Here is an 18898-nt window from a genome sequence, read left to right on the forward strand (position 1 = left end):
GTTAAATTAACAATAAAAATGTTTTAAAAATGTTTTAATTAAAGGATAAGAATTTAAAATGAGATACAAGTTAAAAGTATTAACTAGAACCAAAACATATACGTACGTTTTAAAAGATATTCCCATGTACGAGTGGGATAGCGTTTTAGGATTTGATGTTGATCGAGATGAACTTATTAGCAAACTTAACGATCTGCGAACATTAAAAGAAATAACCAAACTAATGATCTCAAGAAGTTTTTTAGATGAATTTTACGAAATTTTAAACAAAGAGAGAAAATATTCTGAGCTTTACAAGTACGCTCTTCCCACAATTCTTTTTTCAGTTCAGTATTCACTTTTTGAAACAATAGAAGGTTTTAAAAAGCCTGGTTTGGTTTACATTGAAAGTTTTCAAGACAAAAACGGCGACTACATTAAGTATGACTACATTGACGAGCGCTGGAGTTATGATTTTTTAATTACAAACAATAAACCGGCAGATTTAAACTCAGAAGATTCTTTAGAAACTGGTTTTGAGCCTTTATTGCAAGAAGGTAGCAATGAATAAGCAAGAGATTGCGACCAATTATTTTAAATACATAGACTATTTGACAAAAGAAACTAATAAGTATTATTTTCCTGTTGTAATGGGCATTTGTACATACAAGGAAGTTAAAAAAATGAGCTACAAGGAGCTTTTAGAGGTTAACCGAGTAGCCAATTTAAAGCTTAACAAGGAAATATACGAAAGGTTTTTATCTTTTAGTAGCGTGTTTTAAAGGTTCTTATGTACGAAGAAAATAATAATAATAAATTCACAATTTCATTAGAAGGCGTTCTTGACAGAAATGCCACTAAGAGTAATTTAAAAAAAGAGTTTTTAAGTCTAAAAAGGGAAAATTTTTTCAGTCAGGTTTTTGGTGATTTGAGTTATAAAAGTGGTAAGGATTTTTTCTCCTTAAGTCTTAAAAGGCTTGAAATTTTTAAAACCCCCAAAATTGATAATTCTCAAAAATCATCGAGTTTTAAATCTTTAAATGTTTTAGGCACAAATGATTCTTTTAAGGATTTTCTAGGCTCTGATGATTATCAGAAAAAAACCCCAAAGAATGTTTTAAAAGATTTTGATTTTGATTTAAAAGACAAAATCGGCTTATTCGGCTGGCACTCAAATGAGAAAAAAAGCAGTCTAAGCTCTTGTTTAAAGCCAGAAATAGATAAATCAAATCTTGGCTTTAACGAGCATTCATATTTTAAAACTGAAAATATTAAAAACATTTTTAAGCAGAATTTTATTAATAATTCTGGTAAAGGTCAGGCTAATCTGTCAGAAAACTTTAGATTAAATTCCAATTTTAACAATATTTCCCCTTTTAAGGATTTGAAAGAACCATTAGGCGTTAAAAACGAAAACAGTCAGATTGCATGGGAAAATCTGATGTCTTTTAGAAATCTTTTTAAAGGCTCAAGCCTTGTTAATTTTTTAAATATAAAAAATGGTTTTAATGATTTAAATTCGCCTTTAGAAGAATTTAAAAATTTAAAAGACAAAAAGGCTCAGCTAAGTCTTGAAAATTTTATTTTCAAAGATTCTCAAAAAGAAAGTGCAAATAAAATACTAAAAAGAAAAAGATCTTTTGAAACAGAGCTTGAGAGAAATGATTTTTTAAGAAAACTTTATATTCTTCAAAGCTCACAAAACCCAAGTTTAAATTCAAATTCAAATTCAAATTCAAATGATTTCTCTTTTATGGTTGAGCTTGCACAGCAATTAAAAAACGAAGGACATGCAAAAAATGATTCAAAGGCAATTAACCTAGTAAGCGATTTTATAAAGGATGGGAATAATTTGGAAAAAGTTTTAAGTTTTAGGATGCCAACAGGTTCTTTAAAAAATCTAAAAGATGCGCCTGAAGTTTTAAATAGCAAAATAATAAGCACCGCTTTTGAGCCTGGATTATACCCATTTTTGGAAAAAACTTTAGAACTTTTAGAGTGGGCTAGAAATTACGATTTTACAAGCAGTATACTAGACCCTTTAAAAAATACTTTTTCAAATCTTGGCATTCTTTTGGCACAAGCTTTTGAAAGCGTGCCTTTGGTTGAGTATATGACAAATGTGCTAAATAGTGCTAGTGAATTTAATTCAAGAGGAATTGATGATGATTCTAGAATGCCTTAATTGTAAAAGAGGTTTCAAGTGATTAAAGAGCAAGCCAGTAGGTTAATAAAAGAGATTGTAAATCAAATCTCAAGTTTAGTAAGCAGTTCTAATTTTGTTTTACTTTTTCCAAGGCTTGATTTTAAAGGCCTTGGGTACATTCCCCAGTTATTTTTTATTTTTACAAAGCATGACCTAATAGAAGAAAATCTCTCAAGCGTAAGCTCAGACCGAGCGGTAATTGATTTTACAAATACAAAAAGCGAATATGTGAACTTTAACATTACTCCAAAGCCCGAGATTGTAACAATTAATAAGGGGATTTTGTCATCTATTTATGATCAAACTTTACTAAGAGCTTTAAGAGAAACTCCTTTTATGAACAGCGTTTTAGAATTTAATAGCAATTTTATAAAAATGCAATTTAGGCAAAGGTTTAACTTGGGGGTTTATTACAGTATGTACAGCCCTTCGGTAGGATTTCACGAGGTGGTAAGCATTAGTTCATTAAAACTTAAAGACACGGTTTATTTGGAGGAGGTTGAAATTAGTTTGCAAGTAAAAATTTGCAAAACGTTTAATATTATGACTTATAAAGGTTAAAATATTAATTAAAAACATCTAAATATTAGGAGAATATTAATGATAAAATTTAAACTTATTTTAATATTTTTTTTATATATTGTTTCAACTACATATGCAAGTGTGGCAAGACCATTTGATTTTAAAAAATGGAATTTCAAAAAAGACATAGATTTGGCGTACGTATTAATGTACGACGTTGACAATGGGATTTTAATTAAATCTCAAGATAAAGCCGGCAACATCAAAAGTCAAGAAATACTTGCTAAACTTAATGCACTTAGTGTCTATTGCAATAATTTGCAGGGAATAATAAAAACAAAACTTGTTAGGGGCAGATTTCAAAAAGAAGTTAAATTACCACTACTTAAGATTATTGGAAAATATGAATATTTAACAAGAAATTACAAAAATAAAAGCCTTATTGAAAATCCAGAATATACAAAACTTATTGCAGAGAGAATTATTAAAAAAGCTCTTTTTCTAGAAAACTATTTTCAATCCAGGCTTAAGAATATAAAATTTAGTGAAAATATTAAAAAAAGAATAGCTAATAATCGCAGCAGCCTAAAGCCCTTAAGCAGAACTAACAAATCTGTTGGCCAGAAGTTTTCAAACTCTAGACCTTCCAAAAGACCACAAAGTGTAAAAAAATGTAACAAAAGACGACCCTTGGATAATTATGATCTTAAATGCTCAGAAGGCAAGTTTTTAGCTGATCCAGACCAAGACTCAGACGAACTAGAAATAGAGTACCAAGATGAGCTAGAAAGCGAAGATCCAGATGAAAGTGAAATAGAGTATCAAGATGAGCTAGAAAGCGAAGACTATGCGCTTAGTGAGTCTCAAAGTGAAGATGAGTTTTTTGATTCTCCTGAAGATCAGTTTATTTAAATTTTTAAATTTGAATGTTTTTTTGATTTACTTTGAAAGTTTTTAATATTTAGGTTTTTAATTTTGTAATTTAGAACAATTTTTATTTGGAGAATATTAATGAGACAATTTATTTTAATTTCTTTTTTATTTTTAAGTTTTAATCTATATTCTTATGATCTTCAAGATGACGAAGAGATTGCAGTCAAGTTCTTATACGAAGAAGTAAAAATTGGTGGCAATTTAACCGAAGACCAGTCTGTTTCTTCTGTTGAAAGGTTAATACAAAATGCAATTAATAAAATAGGGCCTGAGAATATTTTAAACATTGAGCATAATATAACTTTTAATGGTTTGTCTGTAATGGTGATCTATAAGCTTAAAAAGCAAGGGTAGCAATGTATTTGAAAGTTTAAGGTAAGTTGGTAGCATTTGTGAGAAAGGTTTTTACAATTTTTATTTTATTTTTTTGTTTATCTTTTAATTTGCATTCTTATTCTGTTGAGAATGGTGCAGCTATTAAGGTTAAAATTTTCAATTTTAAACTAAATCAGCAGAGATCTTTTGAGGAATTAGAAGAAAATTTAAGACTTTTTATTCAAAAAATAGGTTCAAAAAATGTGTTAGACATTAATCATAAGGTTTTGTTCACTGGGGTGGATGTTGCAGTAATGGTGATTTACAAATCAAATAAGGAGTAGAAAGTTAAATTTTGTTTTTACTTTTAGCCTGATTTGTTGTTAATTTAAAAAGGAGTTTTATTTAAAAAAGATGTTAATATTTCAGTATGATTTTAAGATTGAATTTTACAATACGGTTGATCCTAAGAATAATAGCGCTGGTGGCAGGCTTGCGGGGCTAAGGCCTAGAGTTGTTATTACCACTAAAAATGGTGCTCCCGATTTGAATATTTTTATTCAAAATACATATTCTGAGAATAATTTAATAATTAGCAAAAAGGCCAAACTTCAAATTTTTAATGTGCCTTTAAATTTTTCTGATTTTAAGACCGCAGATATTGTAAAAATTTATTATAAAAAGTTTTCAGATCAGCAAGATTACCAGTTTATTATGGCTGGGTATTTGGGAGCACCTGTTGAAAGAATTGGTAGGTCTGAGAATTTTAGTTTTGAGTGTGAATTGTATCTTTTGTCCAAAGCGACCTTTTTAGAGAAAAAATTTGAGTATAAAAATTTCAAAGGCAGCACTATTGCTGATGCAATAAATTATGTGTTTAAGGACAAAGCAATCTTTTTTATGAATGAGCTTGAAAAAATAAAAGTTATCAAAGAGAGCTTTGCGTGCAACTCGCCAAAAGGATTAATAGAATTCCTAAGGCGACAAGGATACGTTGATGCTGTCATTGTTGATATTGGGAATTGTGAGCAAGATGTTGATTTGAAATTTATTTTCATGAATTTTGAACAGTTTGTTTCTGGACAGCACAAAAGACTTGAAGATTATGGGCTTTTGTTTGTGCCTCAAAAGGATGCTTTAGGGTTTAAATCTGGGTTAAGTTTGTATCAAGCGCAAGTGCTTTTTACTCACAACATTAAGATTGCAGATAATCTAAGCTTTAAAGACCGGCATGGAAATACGATCAACTGCAGGCTTAAAAACACCAGTGCTAGATTAAGCAGCACCAGAGAGTGTGTTTTAAATTTAGAGCTTTACTCAGAAAGTAAAAAGGAAATTTATTATGCAAAATAATGATTTTGGCGTGGCCCCAGGCAGCCTTAAAGGTTTTTCTGCTAGTGTGTCAAAGCAGTTTCTTTTTGAAAATGTTTTTATTTGCAGAATAGGTGTTATTAAGAGCTTTGATTTTAAATCTCAAACGGGTGTTGTTACTATTAAAGAGTACGAAGGGCTAGAAATTAATACTTGCAGTATATCTAACTTTAATCTTGATTTATCAGCAGAAGATGAGGTGATTTTACTTCAAAGTAATGTTAATATTTTCCAAGAAAGTGATAATAATCATTTTGATAAAAATTATTATTACATTCTAAGTGCTCTTAATCCTAAAAAAATTGGCATTAAGCTTGATCAGTTTAAATTGAGCGCGCAAGAGCTTGATTCACAAAGTAAAAATATAAAATTTAAAGCTAAAAAATTGATCATTGATGTGGATAATATTGAAATTAAAGGCAATTTAAAGATTAATGGAACCAAGTTTGAAAATCATATGCACAGTTCTGGTACTCTAACTTATGTTAATAGTAGTGGTGCGCCAACAACTACAACCGGAAAAACAGGCCCTATTGCTTGAAGTGGTTTTTGTATTTACTTTTTCTTTTTTAAAGTAATCTTGCTGCCAAGGGTTTATTGATGATTGTTTTCTGCCAATAATATTAGGTTTATTACTTGGTTTGCAAACTCTTTTGTTGCGTTAATTATTTTGTTGATATTGTTGGTTGTTAATTTAGACTCTGCTTTTAGTTGTTCTTTTGTGTTTTTGTATTCATTTTTCACTTTAGTAAATTTTTCAGCCAAAATTTTATATTTTTGAGCTTTGAATTTATTGTAAAGTTTTGGGTTTGGATGAAACTTAAAGCTCAAGTCCCAGTCTATTTGACTTAAATTTTCTTTTTCCTGCCATTTTTTAGCAGCATCTATGACCTTTTTTATTGTGCCTGTTCCCAGGGGATCTTTAGTATCTTCAAAAATAAGCTCACTTTTGTTTAGTTCTTCTAGTAATTTGTTTTTTATTATTTCCATGTTATTGGTATTAATGTTGTTAATATTGCTCTCAATTGATTCTTTTGCTGTGTTTAGAGAGTTTTCTTGATCCTTAGATAAATTTTCAAGTTCTTTAAATGCTTTAGATGTTTCTAGAGCTTGGATTGCATTTAGTGCTTTATCCAGAGAATCTCTAACTTGCTGTGCGTATTCTTTTGTTGCGTCATTTTCTTTTTTTTGATCAAAAATTTTGTCTTGATCATTATTAATTTCTTCTTTTTCAATCTCGGTAAGTATTGTTTCATTGGTGGTTGTTGAAATTTTAAACTCTATTGTATTTGGATTTAAAGGTTTTTGCATATTTTCGCCTAATTTTTGATCTGTGGTTTCATCAGAAGCGCCTATTAACAATAATTTTTCTTGTATTTTTGCAATTTCTTCTTCTGATTTTGCCATATTTTCTTCTTCTGGCTTTTCCAGTGGCATTAGGCTTTCGCCATCAAATTCAGATTTTAAGGACATCTCTTGTGTTCCAGGTTCAATTTTTTCAATTTCCAAAATAGGAGGTGTACTTTGATTTATGTTTGCATCATTTTCTTTTTTTAATTTAGAGCCTGATTCAAACTGTAAGCTCTTTTTAATGGCTTCTGAAATATTTTTTAATTTATATTCGTTTAAGGCTTGGTTTTTATCGTTTGTATCCATATTTGGATTACAGCTAATAACTAGCAGCAATGTTGCAAATATTGAGATTTTTAAAGCTTTTCTAAGCTTGCTTTTCAAAGCCTTGCACTCCTTTAAAAAAGAATATTGAGAAACATTATACCACATTTTTTGTATTTTGATTTTATTTTAAAATATAAAAATCCCCTTAAGGGGGATTTAAGGGGGGGGGTATCATAGATTTTGTATTATTATTTTTAAATCTCTATTCTTACTGTTTTGTAGAAATTAACATTTAATAATTTATAATCGTTACCTTTGGTCCTTTTGTAATTTGGCGTTGAAGTGGTGGTGCTGTTTTTAAATTTTCTAAAATTTTCAGCACCATTCCTTTCTTCTTTATTTTATATTGATACAAAGAATTTACTTTGTACTAAGTGTACAGCATACTTAGGATTTTTCAGATTTATCAATAAAGGAGAACATCGGGTGAAATTCGATGTTCCTTTGAATATATTAATATATTTAAATTTAGGCTTAAAATTTTAACTGCTAGCTAATAAGATGTTTTTAAAATATTAAAATGTTTTTATTGTCCTACTAATTTTATTCATCATCATCTTCTTCAGAGCTGTTGTCGGCATTTTCTTCTATTTCGGCTTTTGATTGTGAATTTTTCTTTTTTTCATCTTTTTTTTCTTGCTCGAATTCTTTGTGCACATTATGAAAAATAGAATCTATTAAAATTCCACGACCAATTGCACTGCAAGACACAATAAATATTGAAAATGAAATAAATATTATTTTTTTAACCATTTAATCATTCCTTTAACCTAATCAATTTAGGTGTAATTATATATCATAAAATTATATTAATCAATTAGATGTATGTTATTTTGAAAGTCCGAGTTAATTTTATACATATTCTTTTTGAATTACTGATTTTAGACTATTTAAGTCTGTTGTCATGTTTAAAATTTGAATGAAATTTTTATTCATTTGAAAGACTTGATTGTGAGGTAGTAGTTCTAATTCTATTGTTTTTTCACTAATAGATAATTTGTTGTAATCTATTGAATGATAATCTTTTTTGTTTTTTATTTGAAATCTATAGATAGGATTTAAGTATTTTTCACTAATACCCTTTTTAATTGTTTCTTTAAGGTCTTTTAAAATATAATCTTTGAGTTTTCGGCTGTCGTTTGGGGGATTGAGCATAATGCTAATAATGCTTTCATCATTTTTATTTTTAAGGTTTAAAGCAAATAATAAGTCTTGATTCTGAAAGAAATTATCAATATTTTCAATATCTTTGAAATTTTTTAAAGTTGAGGTTTTTGAATTTTTTGGGTTTTTAAAGTCTAACAATTTTTTATTGATTAAAATGCTCAATGACTCCACTTTTCCCTGTGCAAACAAGATTTTATCTTCTGTTTGTTGAAATTCCTTTTCTCTTTTGATTGTAAAATCAAGTGTGAATGTTTGAATCGGATAAGCTTGTTTGTAGTACTTCTCAATACTTTTTGGAACTTGGTTTGATTGTCTTATTTCTATCGTTTGAATGGATACTGCAGGGATTATTTTTGCTGCAGGTTGTTTATTTCTTTCACGAGCTTGTTTGTCGAGGGTTTGTTTGTCAGACATTTGCTTTTCAGAGGTTTGCTCTTTAGACGTTTGCTTTTTAGGCGTTTTCTCTTTATTTGTAAATAAATCACAAGACAATATCAGAATTTCTAGTAATATTAAAATTACTCTTTTACTCATTTATTTCTCCTTATCCTTTTGTTTGTTCATTATATAATTAATATCAATTATTAATAAGGCGGTTTAAAGTTTATTTGATTAAAATTTTTAAAAACTATTAGAAATTAATTTTTGCAAAAAGAAGCTCTTTAATGCAACAAGAACTTCTTTTGGAGGTAGTTAAAAAATAGTGTTATTTTTTATTATTGATTAATAACCTACTGGCTTTGATGAAGTATGTAGACATTCTTAAATTATAGCTCAGATTTTAAAATATAGATTTTACTTGTTTTTGAAATTTATACAAAGAGGACCCATGTTGAGAGCCTCTTTGAAACGTGTGTGGGAAGTGTTTATTATTATTTTTAATAAATAAAATTATTTGATGAATTCTTTTAGTCTTGAAGCATTAATTAATATTTTTAGTGTAGCGTAAATGCTTTGACTTATTTTAATGTAATATTTTTTATTAGAATAAGCAGAATAGATAAGTTTAATTTTGTTTAGACTTTTTTGAAATTTAGCAAAGCTTAGATATTTCCAGCTGTGATTGGTTGACACGTAAAATGAGCTTCCAAATTGCAAATTGCCATTTTTATTTTTGCTTAGAATTGCATTGTTAATGCTTGACAAGCTATGATAATGAAATAAGGGCATTAAATTTAGTTCTTTTTTTTGTCTATCTTCGAAATTTAAACAACATCTTATGTAATTATTTTCATAAAAATGATAAAAATCTTTGTGATTTTTCAATTGAAGCAGGTTTTTTAAACCTTTTTTATCCATACTAGTTTTGTGAGCTAATATGCTAATTGATTTTAGCTTACCTTTTGTTAGTGTGATTTGATCGTATTGGTCTAAATGTTGTGCTTCTGATCTTATTTCAATTGCTGCATTTGAATCTACGCTGTAAGTTCTAATGTAAAACTGTGTACAAAGAATAGGGTTTAAAGGTTTTGTATGTTCATTTTTATAAATTAGGTTGTTTTTAACTACATACATATAAATATTAAATTCTTTTCCATTCCAAATTTATTAATATAAGATATCATTTTATACATATTTTATCAATAGTTTGTAAATTATTTAATACTTTTTTTATTTAGAATAAAAAACCAATTGATATTGATTATTTCAAGATTATATTTTAATATAAGATTAGCTTTAAAGAAGGAGAATAAACAATGACAAAATTAATGTACGCGATATTTTTAAGTGCGGTATTATTTTTTGCTTGTGAAACTACAAAAATTTCAGATGAGATGGAAAATACTAGCGATGAAGATTCAAAAGTTACAACTCCGATGTCAGACAAAAATATGATGAAGTCAATGCCAGACAAAAATATGATGAAGTCTATGAAGCAACCAATGAAAAAGTAATAAATATTTGCTTTTAAATTAATTTAAATATAACCACCAATAAATATTTAAGAAAACTTTTTTGATAAAATTTATTAAAGAAGTTTTTAGGTTTTGATTTTAACAATATTAAACATTTTGATTTATTATTTTTATTCATTATTCTGATTTAGACAAATTTAATTAATATTAAATTAAATATAAAAAAAGGGAGAGAGGTTGTAAACCCCATTCCCTTTTTGAATACAAAACGAGTATTACTGAATTGGAGCAAGAATATTGGTAGTTGTGTTTACTAAATCCAAAATTATATCGTGAATGTCTGCAAATTGCGCTATTGAATTTTTTAATCTTAAAGCATCATTTAATTTTGAAACGTCAGTTTGCAGGATAGGGTCAGCATTGTACTCATTAATAAAGTCATCTGTGTCTTTTAGCCATTTTTCTTTAAGTTTTGTAAGTTTCTCAAAATCATAGTAGAGTTTTTTCAAATTAGGTTTGTTTAGCTGTTGTAGTTTATCTTTTACATTTAGTATTTTTGCGCTGATTTCTTCCATTGCTAATTGAATGCTAAAGCCCCTGTTTATAAGAGTTTCTTTAACTAAGCTTCTGTAGTTTGAGTCTTGGCTTAGTTTTGATAAAATTTTCCCAAGATCCAAAATTTTTCCTTCGTTGAAATTCAAAGATGTGTATAACATTCTTCTTTCTTCTGTATATTCGTTTTCGTCAAAATGTACTGTTGATTTTGTATTGAAAAATATTTTACTAAATATTTCTGCTTTCATTCCAAATTGGTCATCAGGCTCGCCCTTGTAAGAATCCATTTCGCTTATTTGAATAATGTTCTCAGATCTGTCTAATATTTTTTGTACTAGCTTTGCAGCTTCAGGATCTAATATTTGTTTTGGGGCAGTATTAGTATTAGCATTGGCATTAACATTAGCATTAGAATTGGCATTGTTGGGATTGTTTTGTTGATTTAAGGCTGCTGAATTTGGTTTGTTTTTATTGCCAGCGGCAGGTTTTTGTGGATTTTTTAAATTATTAATAGCAACAAGCAGATTGTCTATTTTTGATTTACCGTTTTTAGATACTTTTATCTTGCTTAATGAATTATTTTCGTTTTTTGTTATTTTTTCTTTTCCTTTTTTATGCTTTTTATTTTCATGACTGTCTTTGACCTCCAGAGAGCAAGAAAGCAAAATTAATACAGTTAATACATGCAATAAAAATATTGTAATTAATTTATTATTTTTCAAAATGTTATCCTTTAATAAAAATTTTAAGTAATTATTATTAATTAATAATTTTAATTACTCAATTAATAACTTTAATTCAAAATTGTTATTGTACAAGAAGAATTTGAAAAAAAAGAGAGCTCAAGCTCTCTTTGGGTAAAAGGTTCTAAATTTTAATAATTTTTTAATTATTATTAAGTTTAAATAATGTGTCTAAGTGAAGTAATGTTTGCTCGGCTTGAAGGCAAAGAGAAATCATAGTATCTTTATATACTTGATCAATGTGGTCTTTTAGTTTTTCTGTATTGTATTGTAGCTCCAAGTTAGCATTTGAGCTTTTAATTAATGTTTCTATTGTGCTAAGCCATTCTTTTTTTATTAAGGTTAAATCAACAATTAAATTATAAATTTCTTCTAAAGCATTTTTGTTAAAGTCATTTTCTTTTAGTTTGTCCATGTTGATTGCTAAATCTTCAAGCGCAACTTCAAATACTTGTTGGATTCGTATGCCCCCTGATATTTTTTTTATTGTATCGTGAGCTTTTGGGTCTTTGTAAAGCTTGTTTACAATCTCTGCTAAATTGAAAATGTCAGTGGTGTTGTAGCTTAGTGATGAATAAAATTGTCTTCTCATTTTTTGAGATTCTGCAAGGCCTGAGTTCATTTTTTCTTGAAGCCTTGTGCCATTTTTGGAGTCAATTTTGTAAACATTAAGTAGTTCAAACATGCTATTTTTTAGTCCAAATTGGCTAGGTATTTCTGTTTGAAGTTTTTCTTTTTTTATTATTGTCATTTCTCTTGCTAAAATCTCAAAGAGTTTGTCAATTATGTCCTTTTCCTTTTTGTTTGAAACTTTTAAGTTTTTTGTTGATCTTTGATGTTCTTGTGTTTTTGTTTCTGTTTGTGTATCTTTTCTTGTGTCTGTTTGAGGATTTAATTCATTGTATTTTGTTTCTGTAAAACTTGCTACTTTGTTTTTATTGTCTTTGTTGTTTAGATCGCAAGATAAAAATGTCATTATTCCCAATGTTATAAATATAGATAATTTTCTTTTATTCAAAATTCACTCCTTTAATAAAAGTTTTAAGTAATTTTAATTATTTAAAATTAATACTTAATGACTTAAATTTAGCTCAAATTTGAAATAGAACAATATAAAAAAAGAAGAGTCCAGTGCTCTTCTTTTGATTAAATAGTTGTAAAATAGTTTATTTTCGTTTTTTAAATAAACTATTTGAGTTATGTTATGCTAATGTATGCCTCAAGAACAGACTGGCGAGCATTTTGCATGTTATCTAGATATCTTTTTTTAATGTACTCTGCTAAAGATTTAGAATCTCTTAAGTTTGAATTAGAGCTAGTATTGGCAATAAGCGCATCAGCTTGTCTTGACCATTCTTTTCTTTCTTCTAATATTTGATTTAGCTTGGATTTAAGCTCTTTTAGCTTATTGGTGAAATCAAAACTGTTGATTTTAGCGTTTAAGTAATCCTGGTTAAAGATTTCAATTTTTTTATTTATTTCTTCTAGCGCAAGTTCGAAAGAAATTTGTATTCCAATTCCTGATATCATTAATTCTCTTATTAATTCGTGATTTTGATTCTCATTGTAAAGAGTTTTCATTATTGATCCAAATTGTTTGATTTTGTTTTGATCAAAATCCATAAGTGCATAGAATTTATTTCTTTCATTTTCTGCTTCTGGTGTGTTGGAGTTAAGCTGTGGTGCGAAGCTTTTGTCATAAACTTTAGCCCCCGAAATAACATCTAGTAGATCAAATGCAGAATCTTTCATTTTAAATTGATCGTAAGTTTCTATAAATCCAACGTTGTTTTGTGTTTTATTTTTTTCTTCAGAAATTGTTATAATAAGTTCATTTTTTAATGTTTGTAATTTACTCCTGGAAGATGTTGTTGTTTGTACAGTAAAGCTTGAATTTGTTGGCTGGTTTGTTGGTTGGCTGTAGCTTAAGGCAAATGTTGGCATAATGTTACTTTTGTTGTTAAAAGTTCTTGTATTTCCAGGCACGGTTGTAACCGCTTGAATAGGTATTCTTTGTTTTAGCATTGTTGCTGTTGTTGTTTGTGACAGATTTGTTGTCAAATCTGCGCCAAAACTTAAATTTTGCAATTTTAGATTTGGTGTTGATTGTGATTGATTTTGCAATCCTTTATTTTGTATTGATTGTGCTGCTTGTTGTGCTTTTGCTACTTGTTGTGCTTTTGCTACTTGTTGTGCTTTTGCTACTTGTTGTGCTTTTGCTACTTGTTGTGCTTTTGCTACTTGTTGTGCTTTTGCTACTTGTTGTGCTTGCGATTGTTTTTGCAGCTTGGCTGCTACTTTATCAGCGATTGGTATATTTTTTTTATCATCTGAGCTTGTATTAACATTGGTTGTTTCTTGATCATCTGTTGTGCTATTGAGCATTCCTTTTACTTTGTTTGTATAGTCTTCATCCAGTTTGGCATCAATTGTGCAAGAAAGTAAAAACAATCCCAAAAGCTTTAAGTGTATTAATGGTTTGATTTTCAAAACACTATTCCTCGATTTCTTTTTAATGAATTTTAATAATCAAAATTAATTAAAATTTAAAATTAATTATTAATTAATAAAAACTTAGTTCAAATTAAGAAATAATCAATAAGATAAACAAAAAAGAATAAAGTCTTTGCTCTTTTTTTTTGTTTGTCTACTGCTGGTCTTATTATTTTATATATTACTAATGTATATCAAATTATTTAAAGTTTAAATTTAAACTCTTATAAAAATAGAAAGACATTTATTGTGTTTTAGTTTGGATTTATATTGCAAGTATAAAAAAAAAGAGAAGAATTAACTCCTCTTTTTAAAATATCAAGTGCAACATATTATTTTTTCTTAAAGATTATTAAGAGGCAGATTGGAAAGAATTAGGATCTTGTTAATATTTATTAAAGTGTTCTGCCAGTATTTTATTTTCTTTAATATTGTTAGTGTTTTGACGATAATCTTCAAGGAGTTCTTTTAACCTTTTTTTAAACATCTCTTTTAGCTTTAAGGCAGATTTTGCCTGTTCTGTAGCATTTTTGAGTCTTCTTTTGAATTTTCTTTGCTTTTAGCTTTTAGTATTTTATTTATTGATGTTAAGTGATTTTCTAGTCATAATTGAATGTCTAGTGCTACTCGATAAAGGAAACCCGCAGCAATTTTAGGGTCGTTGTCCAGATTATATACATAAGTTTTTCAAGAATTTCTTTTAAAGTCTCTATATTTTCTTTTTTATAATCTAAGGATGAATAAAGCATTCTTTTTAAAATCATTTTTTTATCTTCGTTAGCCATTGTAGGATAAGCATCAATATAAGCATCCAAGATCCCAAATTCTTCCTTATTAATTTTATCTATTTGTGTATTTTCTTCTTTTTTTTGAGTTTCCAGTTTCGTAGCAATTTCTTTTAATTCTGAGTCTGTAGTTTTAATAAATTTTTGATTATAAAGTATAAGGTCACCAGATTCATTTTCAAAATTTTGAGTGTTTTCTTCCAAATTAGTGTTTTTTAAGCCTATTATTTTTTTTTGTTTTAGAGGTTTTTTTAGCTTGAATTTTCCGCTTACTTTGGGATCGATTTTGCTAAAGTGCAGGTGCACATGAAATGCAAATTAAAGTTAATATCATTGTAATGATTTAATATTGGTTATATTTAGTTTTACTTTTTTCAAAATGTTCTCCTTATTAATGAAGACAAATATTAATTAATTATATTATCAAATAATATTGTAACTATATTATAACAATTATCAAATAGTAATATTATTATTTAATATTTTAAGATTAAATAATAATATTACTATTTGATAATTGTATTTATTTGGATTTAGATTGCAGGTCTAAAAAAAAAAGAGAAGTTTTAACTTCTCTTTTTAGAAAAAATATCAAGAGCAACATTTATTTGTTGCGTATATTATTGGTTTAATTTGTTTAAATTGTTTTGTTTAAATTAAGCATTTTGAGCTCTTCTTTTGGTGTTTTAAGAATTTTTTTTAATTTCTTTATTTTTTCTGTATTGCAATTTAAAGATGATTGAATTATTTTTTCTATTTCTAGTTTTTCATTTTTTTGATCTTTCAGTTTTTTGGCAAGTGCTTTTAATTTTATAATTATGGCTTCTTTTGGAGATTTTTGATTTAAAGACCTTAATTCTCCAGATTCATTTTCAAAATTTTCAGAGCCTTCTTTTAGATCGGTGTAGCTTTTTACTTTTGAATCAGGTGGATTAACAGCACATGAAATGCAAAATAAAGTCAATATTATTGTGATTATGTTAAGCTTAATTTTATTTAGTTTATTTTTTGGCAAAACAATCCCTCTATTATTCATAAATTAAAATTGATGTTTATTGATTTTAATACAAAATAATAAACTGCATTGCAAGATTTGCCGAATAACAATATTATTATTTAATATTAAAAGTTTTTTTTAATATTAACCTTTCTTTAGTTACGACCCACCACTTACACATACACCACCAATTAGTAGTGTATGTGATCACAACAGGTTTTTAGCGGTGTTCTAATATTGTTTAAAATTTGCATACTTTTATCCGAATCTAATTTATATTCGTATCCAATCCTTATTACTTCTCCCAGAATTTTTCCATTAGTTCTACATCCCCCTGTATTTTTGTCATATTCGTCAATAATGTTGTCTACGGTTTTTATCCATGAATTTCTCTCTTGTATTAGTTTTTCAAAATTTTCTTGAATCTCTTTTACTGTTTTTGTTCTAAAATTAAACATTAGGCGTCTTTGCTCGTCTTTAGTTAAAAGATTAACAGCGCTTTCAAATGCTTCTTGGATTTTAAATCCTGTCCAAAAAATTGAACCAATAAGTTGGTAATGGTAGCCAGTTGAGCTTGATGTTTGTGCAAGTATTGTGGCTAATGTTTTGATTTTATTTTCATCATAATTTAAAGATGAATAAAATAATCTTCTAATCCGATTTTCTTTTAACATGAAATCAATATTCATGTCTTTTTTTTCTGGGAATGTGGTTTTGTTTATTCCAAATTGATCAGTAGGTTCGATTTTTTGAATATCTGTGTTTATTGTTTGAGTAAACGTTGCAATATTTGGCCCCATCTTGTTAATCAATTTTTCATTTTCATCAAACTCTTGTGCAATTTTTTGAATTATCTTTTCTTTTTCATTTGTAAAGAACTGGCTTTGTTGTAAGTTTGGAATATTTTTTTTAACTTCAGATTTTTTAACTTCAATGTGGTTTGGTTGTAATTCACTTGTTGATTCTGTGTTGTTTGATTTAGAATAAAAAGAGCATGAGAACAGTAAAGTTATTTGAAACAGGCTCAATATTTTCAAAATTCTGTTTTTCTTCAAAACGTAATCCTTTAAAAAAATTAATCATTAGTTTTATTTGGCAAGCTCAATATTTTTGATTTCTAATATAAATGTATTTCAATATGTTTAATTTTCAATGTTTATTTTATCTTTTTAAAATACAAATTAATAAATTAATTATTTAAAATATTTTATTTTTTAAAAAAGCTTAAGTTAATTATTTAAAATATTTCGTTTGGTTTTTTTGAATTTGTTAGCAATGTAATTAGAGTATTAATTTTTAAAATTTTTGCCAGTAGCCTTGTTTTTGCTTTCAATTGAGTTATATTTTTCATGTGTTATTTTATAATAATAATAAATCTAACTATTATAAAATAACACCGTTCTCCCCATTTTAATGAAAAATCTAAACATTTAATATTTATTAAAAGTCTTTTGTTTTTAAGGTTATTTTTAATTAAAAAAGTTAATTATTTGTTTTTATATAAATTTATATTGATTCTAATTTAGTTATGTTTTAAAATATTAAAAATAAATGTTTAAATAAGGAGAATTAACAATGACTAAAATATTTAGTAATTTAATAATTAACGGATTATTGTTCGGATTTGTAAGTTTAAATGTGTTTGCAGATTCTAACAATGTAAATATTCTCAAGTCTCAATCCAATGTTTTAGAACAACTAGAAGAGCAAAAAGATGACAAAAAATTAGAGCAAAAAGATGACAAAAGCTTGACCCAAAAAGATCAGGTTAATCAAGCTTTAGATACTATTAACAAGGTAACAGCAGCTGTTTCTAGTAAATTAGAGGAAGTTAGAGAATCATCTCTTGAATTGGTAGAATCAAATGATGCAGGGGTAGTTAAAAAGTTTGTAGGTTCAATGTCTTTAATATCAGATGTTGCTAAAGAGACCGTTGTTGCATCACAAGAAGCAACTGTTGTGGCAAAGTGTTCAGGAATGGTTGCTGAGGATGCAAACAAGGTTGTTGAAATGTCTAAAAAGGCTGTTCAAGAAACTCAAAAAGCTGTTTCTGTTGCCAGTGAAGCAACATTTTTAATAGAGAAGCAAATAATGTCAAATAAATCTCCAAATAACAAGGAATTGGAATTGACAAAAGAAGAATTTGCTAAAGTGGAGCAAGTTAAAGAAACTTTAATGGCTTCTGAAAGGGCTTTAGATGAAACAGTTCAAGAGGCTCAAAAAGTTCTCAATATGGTTAATGGTTTAACTCCATCAAATAAGGATCAAGTAGTAGCAAAAAAAGATGTTGCAAAGGCTATTTCTAATGTTGTTAAGGTAGCTCAAGGTGCAAGAGATCTTACAAAAGTAATGACTATTTCTTTATATATGAGATAGTTAGATATATAGATTTATAAATAATTAGAGGTTAAAGTAAAAAGGTTTGAAGCTAATTATATTAGTTTCTGCCTTTTTTATTTTGATAAGGCCAATATTAATATCTCTATTAAGGTTGTTCTTAGATAGAATATTTTCGTTCTGAATTTTTACATTTTGAATATTTACATTCTTAACTAATAAATTTACCTTAAGTGAGGAGAATTGATTTTTGAATAAAGAATATAAATTTTGGATAACGAGTTTAAAGCTTATTGATTTTATGGGAGATGATGGGAAATATGGTTAATACAGCAAGGATTTATTATTGAGGAGAGAAGTGTTAAAAGAAAAGATGAGAAACTTATTAATTTATTTAATAAGAAATGGGCACACAGGTTTATTGGATCAGGTAGTTTTTGTAGTTTCACATTAAAGCCCCAATATTTGTTGCAAGGCAATGGATAATGAGGATAGATCCGTAAAGGATTAATGAAGTTTGTGGATGCTAAAGCTTAACAAGAGAGGGATTTATACTTCCCTTTAGAGGAAGACCTAAAGTGAGTTTAATTTTTTGGAAAAATTATCAAACAAAATAAAGCATTATCAAAAATATTCTATGAGCTTTATCAAGACATGATCAATTCTGATATTCCAAAAGAACTCTCAAGAATAGTTTGATTTTCGCATGAAGAGATAATAGCAATTATTAATGCTTTGGATTTAAATAGGCTTAGTATGAATGCTGAAAAATTGGACTTATTAAAATAAAACTAGTATTAGTATAAAAAACCAGGAATTGATTGATTTTTAAGTGTCTATTTATCATTTTATTCAGCTATTGAATATTATACTTTCGGACAAAAATTAATTTTTTAGCATAAAGTGTAATATTCAAAAGACAGTTTAAATTATAAATTAAATAAGTAACGTAAAAGCCATTA

Annotated in this window: 21 protein-coding genes; 11 read left to right on the forward strand and 10 right to left on the reverse strand. The window is 27.5% G+C overall.

Annotated elements, in window-relative coordinates:
* The first annotated feature begins 58 nt into the window (after positions 1-58).
* The 9 genes from LRB30_RS03300 (at position 59) to LRB30_RS03340 (ending at position 5867) form a co-directional block, all read left to right on the forward strand.
* The gene (locus LRB30_RS03300) at positions 59-550 is read left to right on the forward strand and encodes a DUF1473 family protein (protein ID WP_231013781.1); all 492 of its coding nucleotides are present in this window, start codon (positions 59-61) and stop codon (positions 548-550) included.
* The gene (locus LRB30_RS03305) at positions 543-761 is read left to right on the forward strand and encodes a DUF1322 family protein (protein ID WP_231013780.1); all 219 of its coding nucleotides are present in this window, start codon (positions 543-545) and stop codon (positions 759-761) included. Before LRB30_RS03300 ends, LRB30_RS03305 begins: the two co-directional genes overlap by 8 nt.
* Before the next feature lie 8 nt (positions 762-769).
* Complete coding sequence (locus LRB30_RS03310) at positions 770-2164, forward strand: hypothetical protein (protein ID WP_231019282.1); 1395 nt, start codon at positions 770-772, stop codon at positions 2162-2164.
* Positions 2165-2182: 18 nt separating this feature from the next.
* A complete protein-coding gene (locus LRB30_RS03315; protein WP_231013778.1) occupies positions 2183-2746 on the forward strand; it encodes a DUF792 family protein in 564 nt (187 codons plus the stop codon).
* Positions 2747-2785: 39 nt separating this feature from the next.
* A complete protein-coding gene (locus LRB30_RS03320) occupies positions 2786-3619 on the forward strand; it encodes a hypothetical protein (RefSeq protein ID WP_231013777.1) in 834 nt (277 codons plus the stop codon).
* A gap of 99 nt (positions 3620-3718) precedes the next feature.
* The gene (locus LRB30_RS03325; protein ID WP_231013776.1) at positions 3719-3994 is read left to right on the forward strand and encodes a hypothetical protein; all 276 of its coding nucleotides are present in this window, start codon (positions 3719-3721) and stop codon (positions 3992-3994) included.
* A gap of 38 nt (positions 3995-4032) precedes the next feature.
* A complete protein-coding gene (locus LRB30_RS03330) occupies positions 4033-4299 on the forward strand; it encodes a hypothetical protein (protein ID WP_231013775.1) in 267 nt (88 codons plus the stop codon).
* Between the two features lie 70 nt (positions 4300-4369).
* The gene (locus LRB30_RS03335) at positions 4370-5308 is read left to right on the forward strand and encodes a DUF693 family protein (protein WP_231013774.1); all 939 of its coding nucleotides are present in this window, start codon (positions 4370-4372) and stop codon (positions 5306-5308) included.
* Positions 5298-5867 (forward strand): DUF777 family protein, encoded by a 570-nt coding sequence (locus LRB30_RS03340; protein WP_231019292.1) that lies wholly within the window; start codon positions 5298-5300, stop codon positions 5865-5867. The genes LRB30_RS03335 and LRB30_RS03340 overlap by 11 nt, the downstream gene beginning before the upstream one ends.
* Before the next feature lie 53 nt (positions 5868-5920).
* Here LRB30_RS03340 and LRB30_RS03345 read toward each other — a convergent pair whose 3' ends face one another.
* From LRB30_RS03345 to LRB30_RS03360, 4 genes are all read right to left on the reverse strand, one after another.
* Complete coding sequence (locus tag LRB30_RS03345; RefSeq protein WP_231013772.1) at positions 5921-7060, reverse strand: hypothetical protein; 1140 nt, start codon at positions 7058-7060, stop codon at positions 5921-5923.
* Positions 7061-7546: 486 nt separating this feature from the next.
* Entirely contained in the window at positions 7547-7756 is a 210-nt protein-coding gene (locus LRB30_RS03350) for a hypothetical protein (protein ID WP_231019293.1), read from the reverse strand.
* Between the two features lie 99 nt (positions 7757-7855).
* A complete protein-coding gene (locus LRB30_RS03355) occupies positions 7856-8704 on the reverse strand; it encodes a hypothetical protein (protein ID WP_231019295.1) in 849 nt (282 codons plus the stop codon).
* A gap of 357 nt (positions 8705-9061) precedes the next feature.
* Positions 9062-9685 carry a hypothetical protein gene (locus LRB30_RS03360; RefSeq protein WP_231013769.1) on the reverse strand — a complete coding sequence of 208 codons (624 nt, stop codon included), beginning with the start codon at positions 9683-9685 and terminating at the stop codon, positions 9062-9064.
* Between the two features lie 182 nt (positions 9686-9867).
* On the opposite strand from LRB30_RS03360, the gene LRB30_RS03365 reads away from it, so the two are divergent.
* The gene (locus tag LRB30_RS03365; protein WP_231019306.1) at positions 9868-10065 is read left to right on the forward strand and encodes an Lp6.6 family lipoprotein; all 198 of its coding nucleotides are present in this window, start codon (positions 9868-9870) and stop codon (positions 10063-10065) included.
* Between the two features lie 236 nt (positions 10066-10301).
* On the opposite strand, the gene LRB30_RS03370 is transcribed toward LRB30_RS03365, so the two are convergent.
* From LRB30_RS03370 to LRB30_RS03395, 6 genes are all read right to left on the reverse strand, one after another.
* Positions 10302-11303 carry a complement regulator-acquiring protein gene (locus tag LRB30_RS03370; RefSeq protein ID WP_231019315.1) on the reverse strand — a complete coding sequence of 334 codons (1002 nt, stop codon included), beginning with the start codon at positions 11301-11303 and terminating at the stop codon, positions 10302-10304.
* A 163-nt stretch (positions 11304-11466) separates the two neighbouring features.
* Positions 11467-12342 (reverse strand): complement regulator-acquiring protein, encoded by an 876-nt coding sequence (locus tag LRB30_RS03375; RefSeq protein WP_231013766.1) that lies wholly within the window; start codon positions 12340-12342, stop codon positions 11467-11469.
* A gap of 179 nt (positions 12343-12521) precedes the next feature.
* The gene (locus tag LRB30_RS03380; RefSeq protein WP_231019323.1) at positions 12522-13814 is read right to left on the reverse strand and encodes a complement regulator-acquiring protein; all 1293 of its coding nucleotides are present in this window, start codon (positions 13812-13814) and stop codon (positions 12522-12524) included.
* A 626-nt stretch (positions 13815-14440) separates the two neighbouring features.
* Complete coding sequence (locus tag LRB30_RS03385) at positions 14441-14908, reverse strand: complement regulator-acquiring protein (protein WP_231019329.1); 468 nt, start codon at positions 14906-14908, stop codon at positions 14441-14443.
* Between the two features lie 331 nt (positions 14909-15239).
* Positions 15240-15617, reverse strand: a complete 378-nt coding sequence (locus LRB30_RS03390; protein ID WP_231013763.1) for a complement regulator-acquiring protein — start codon at positions 15615-15617, stop codon at positions 15240-15242.
* Positions 15618-15790: 173 nt separating this feature from the next.
* A complete protein-coding gene (locus LRB30_RS03395; RefSeq protein ID WP_231019349.1) occupies positions 15791-16654 on the reverse strand; it encodes a complement regulator-acquiring protein in 864 nt (287 codons plus the stop codon).
* 520 nt (positions 16655-17174) lie between these two features.
* Between LRB30_RS03395 and LRB30_RS03400 the strand changes: the two genes are divergently transcribed.
* Positions 17175-17975, forward strand: a complete 801-nt coding sequence (locus tag LRB30_RS03400) for an OMS28 family porin (RefSeq protein WP_231013760.1) — start codon at positions 17175-17177, stop codon at positions 17973-17975.
* The last annotated feature ends 923 nt before the right edge of the window (positions 17976-18898 follow it).

Origin of the sequence: Borreliella americana (assembly GCF_021043605.1) — a bacterium.
Classification (GTDB): domain Bacteria; phylum Spirochaetota; class Spirochaetia; order Borreliales; family Borreliaceae; genus Borreliella; species Borreliella americana.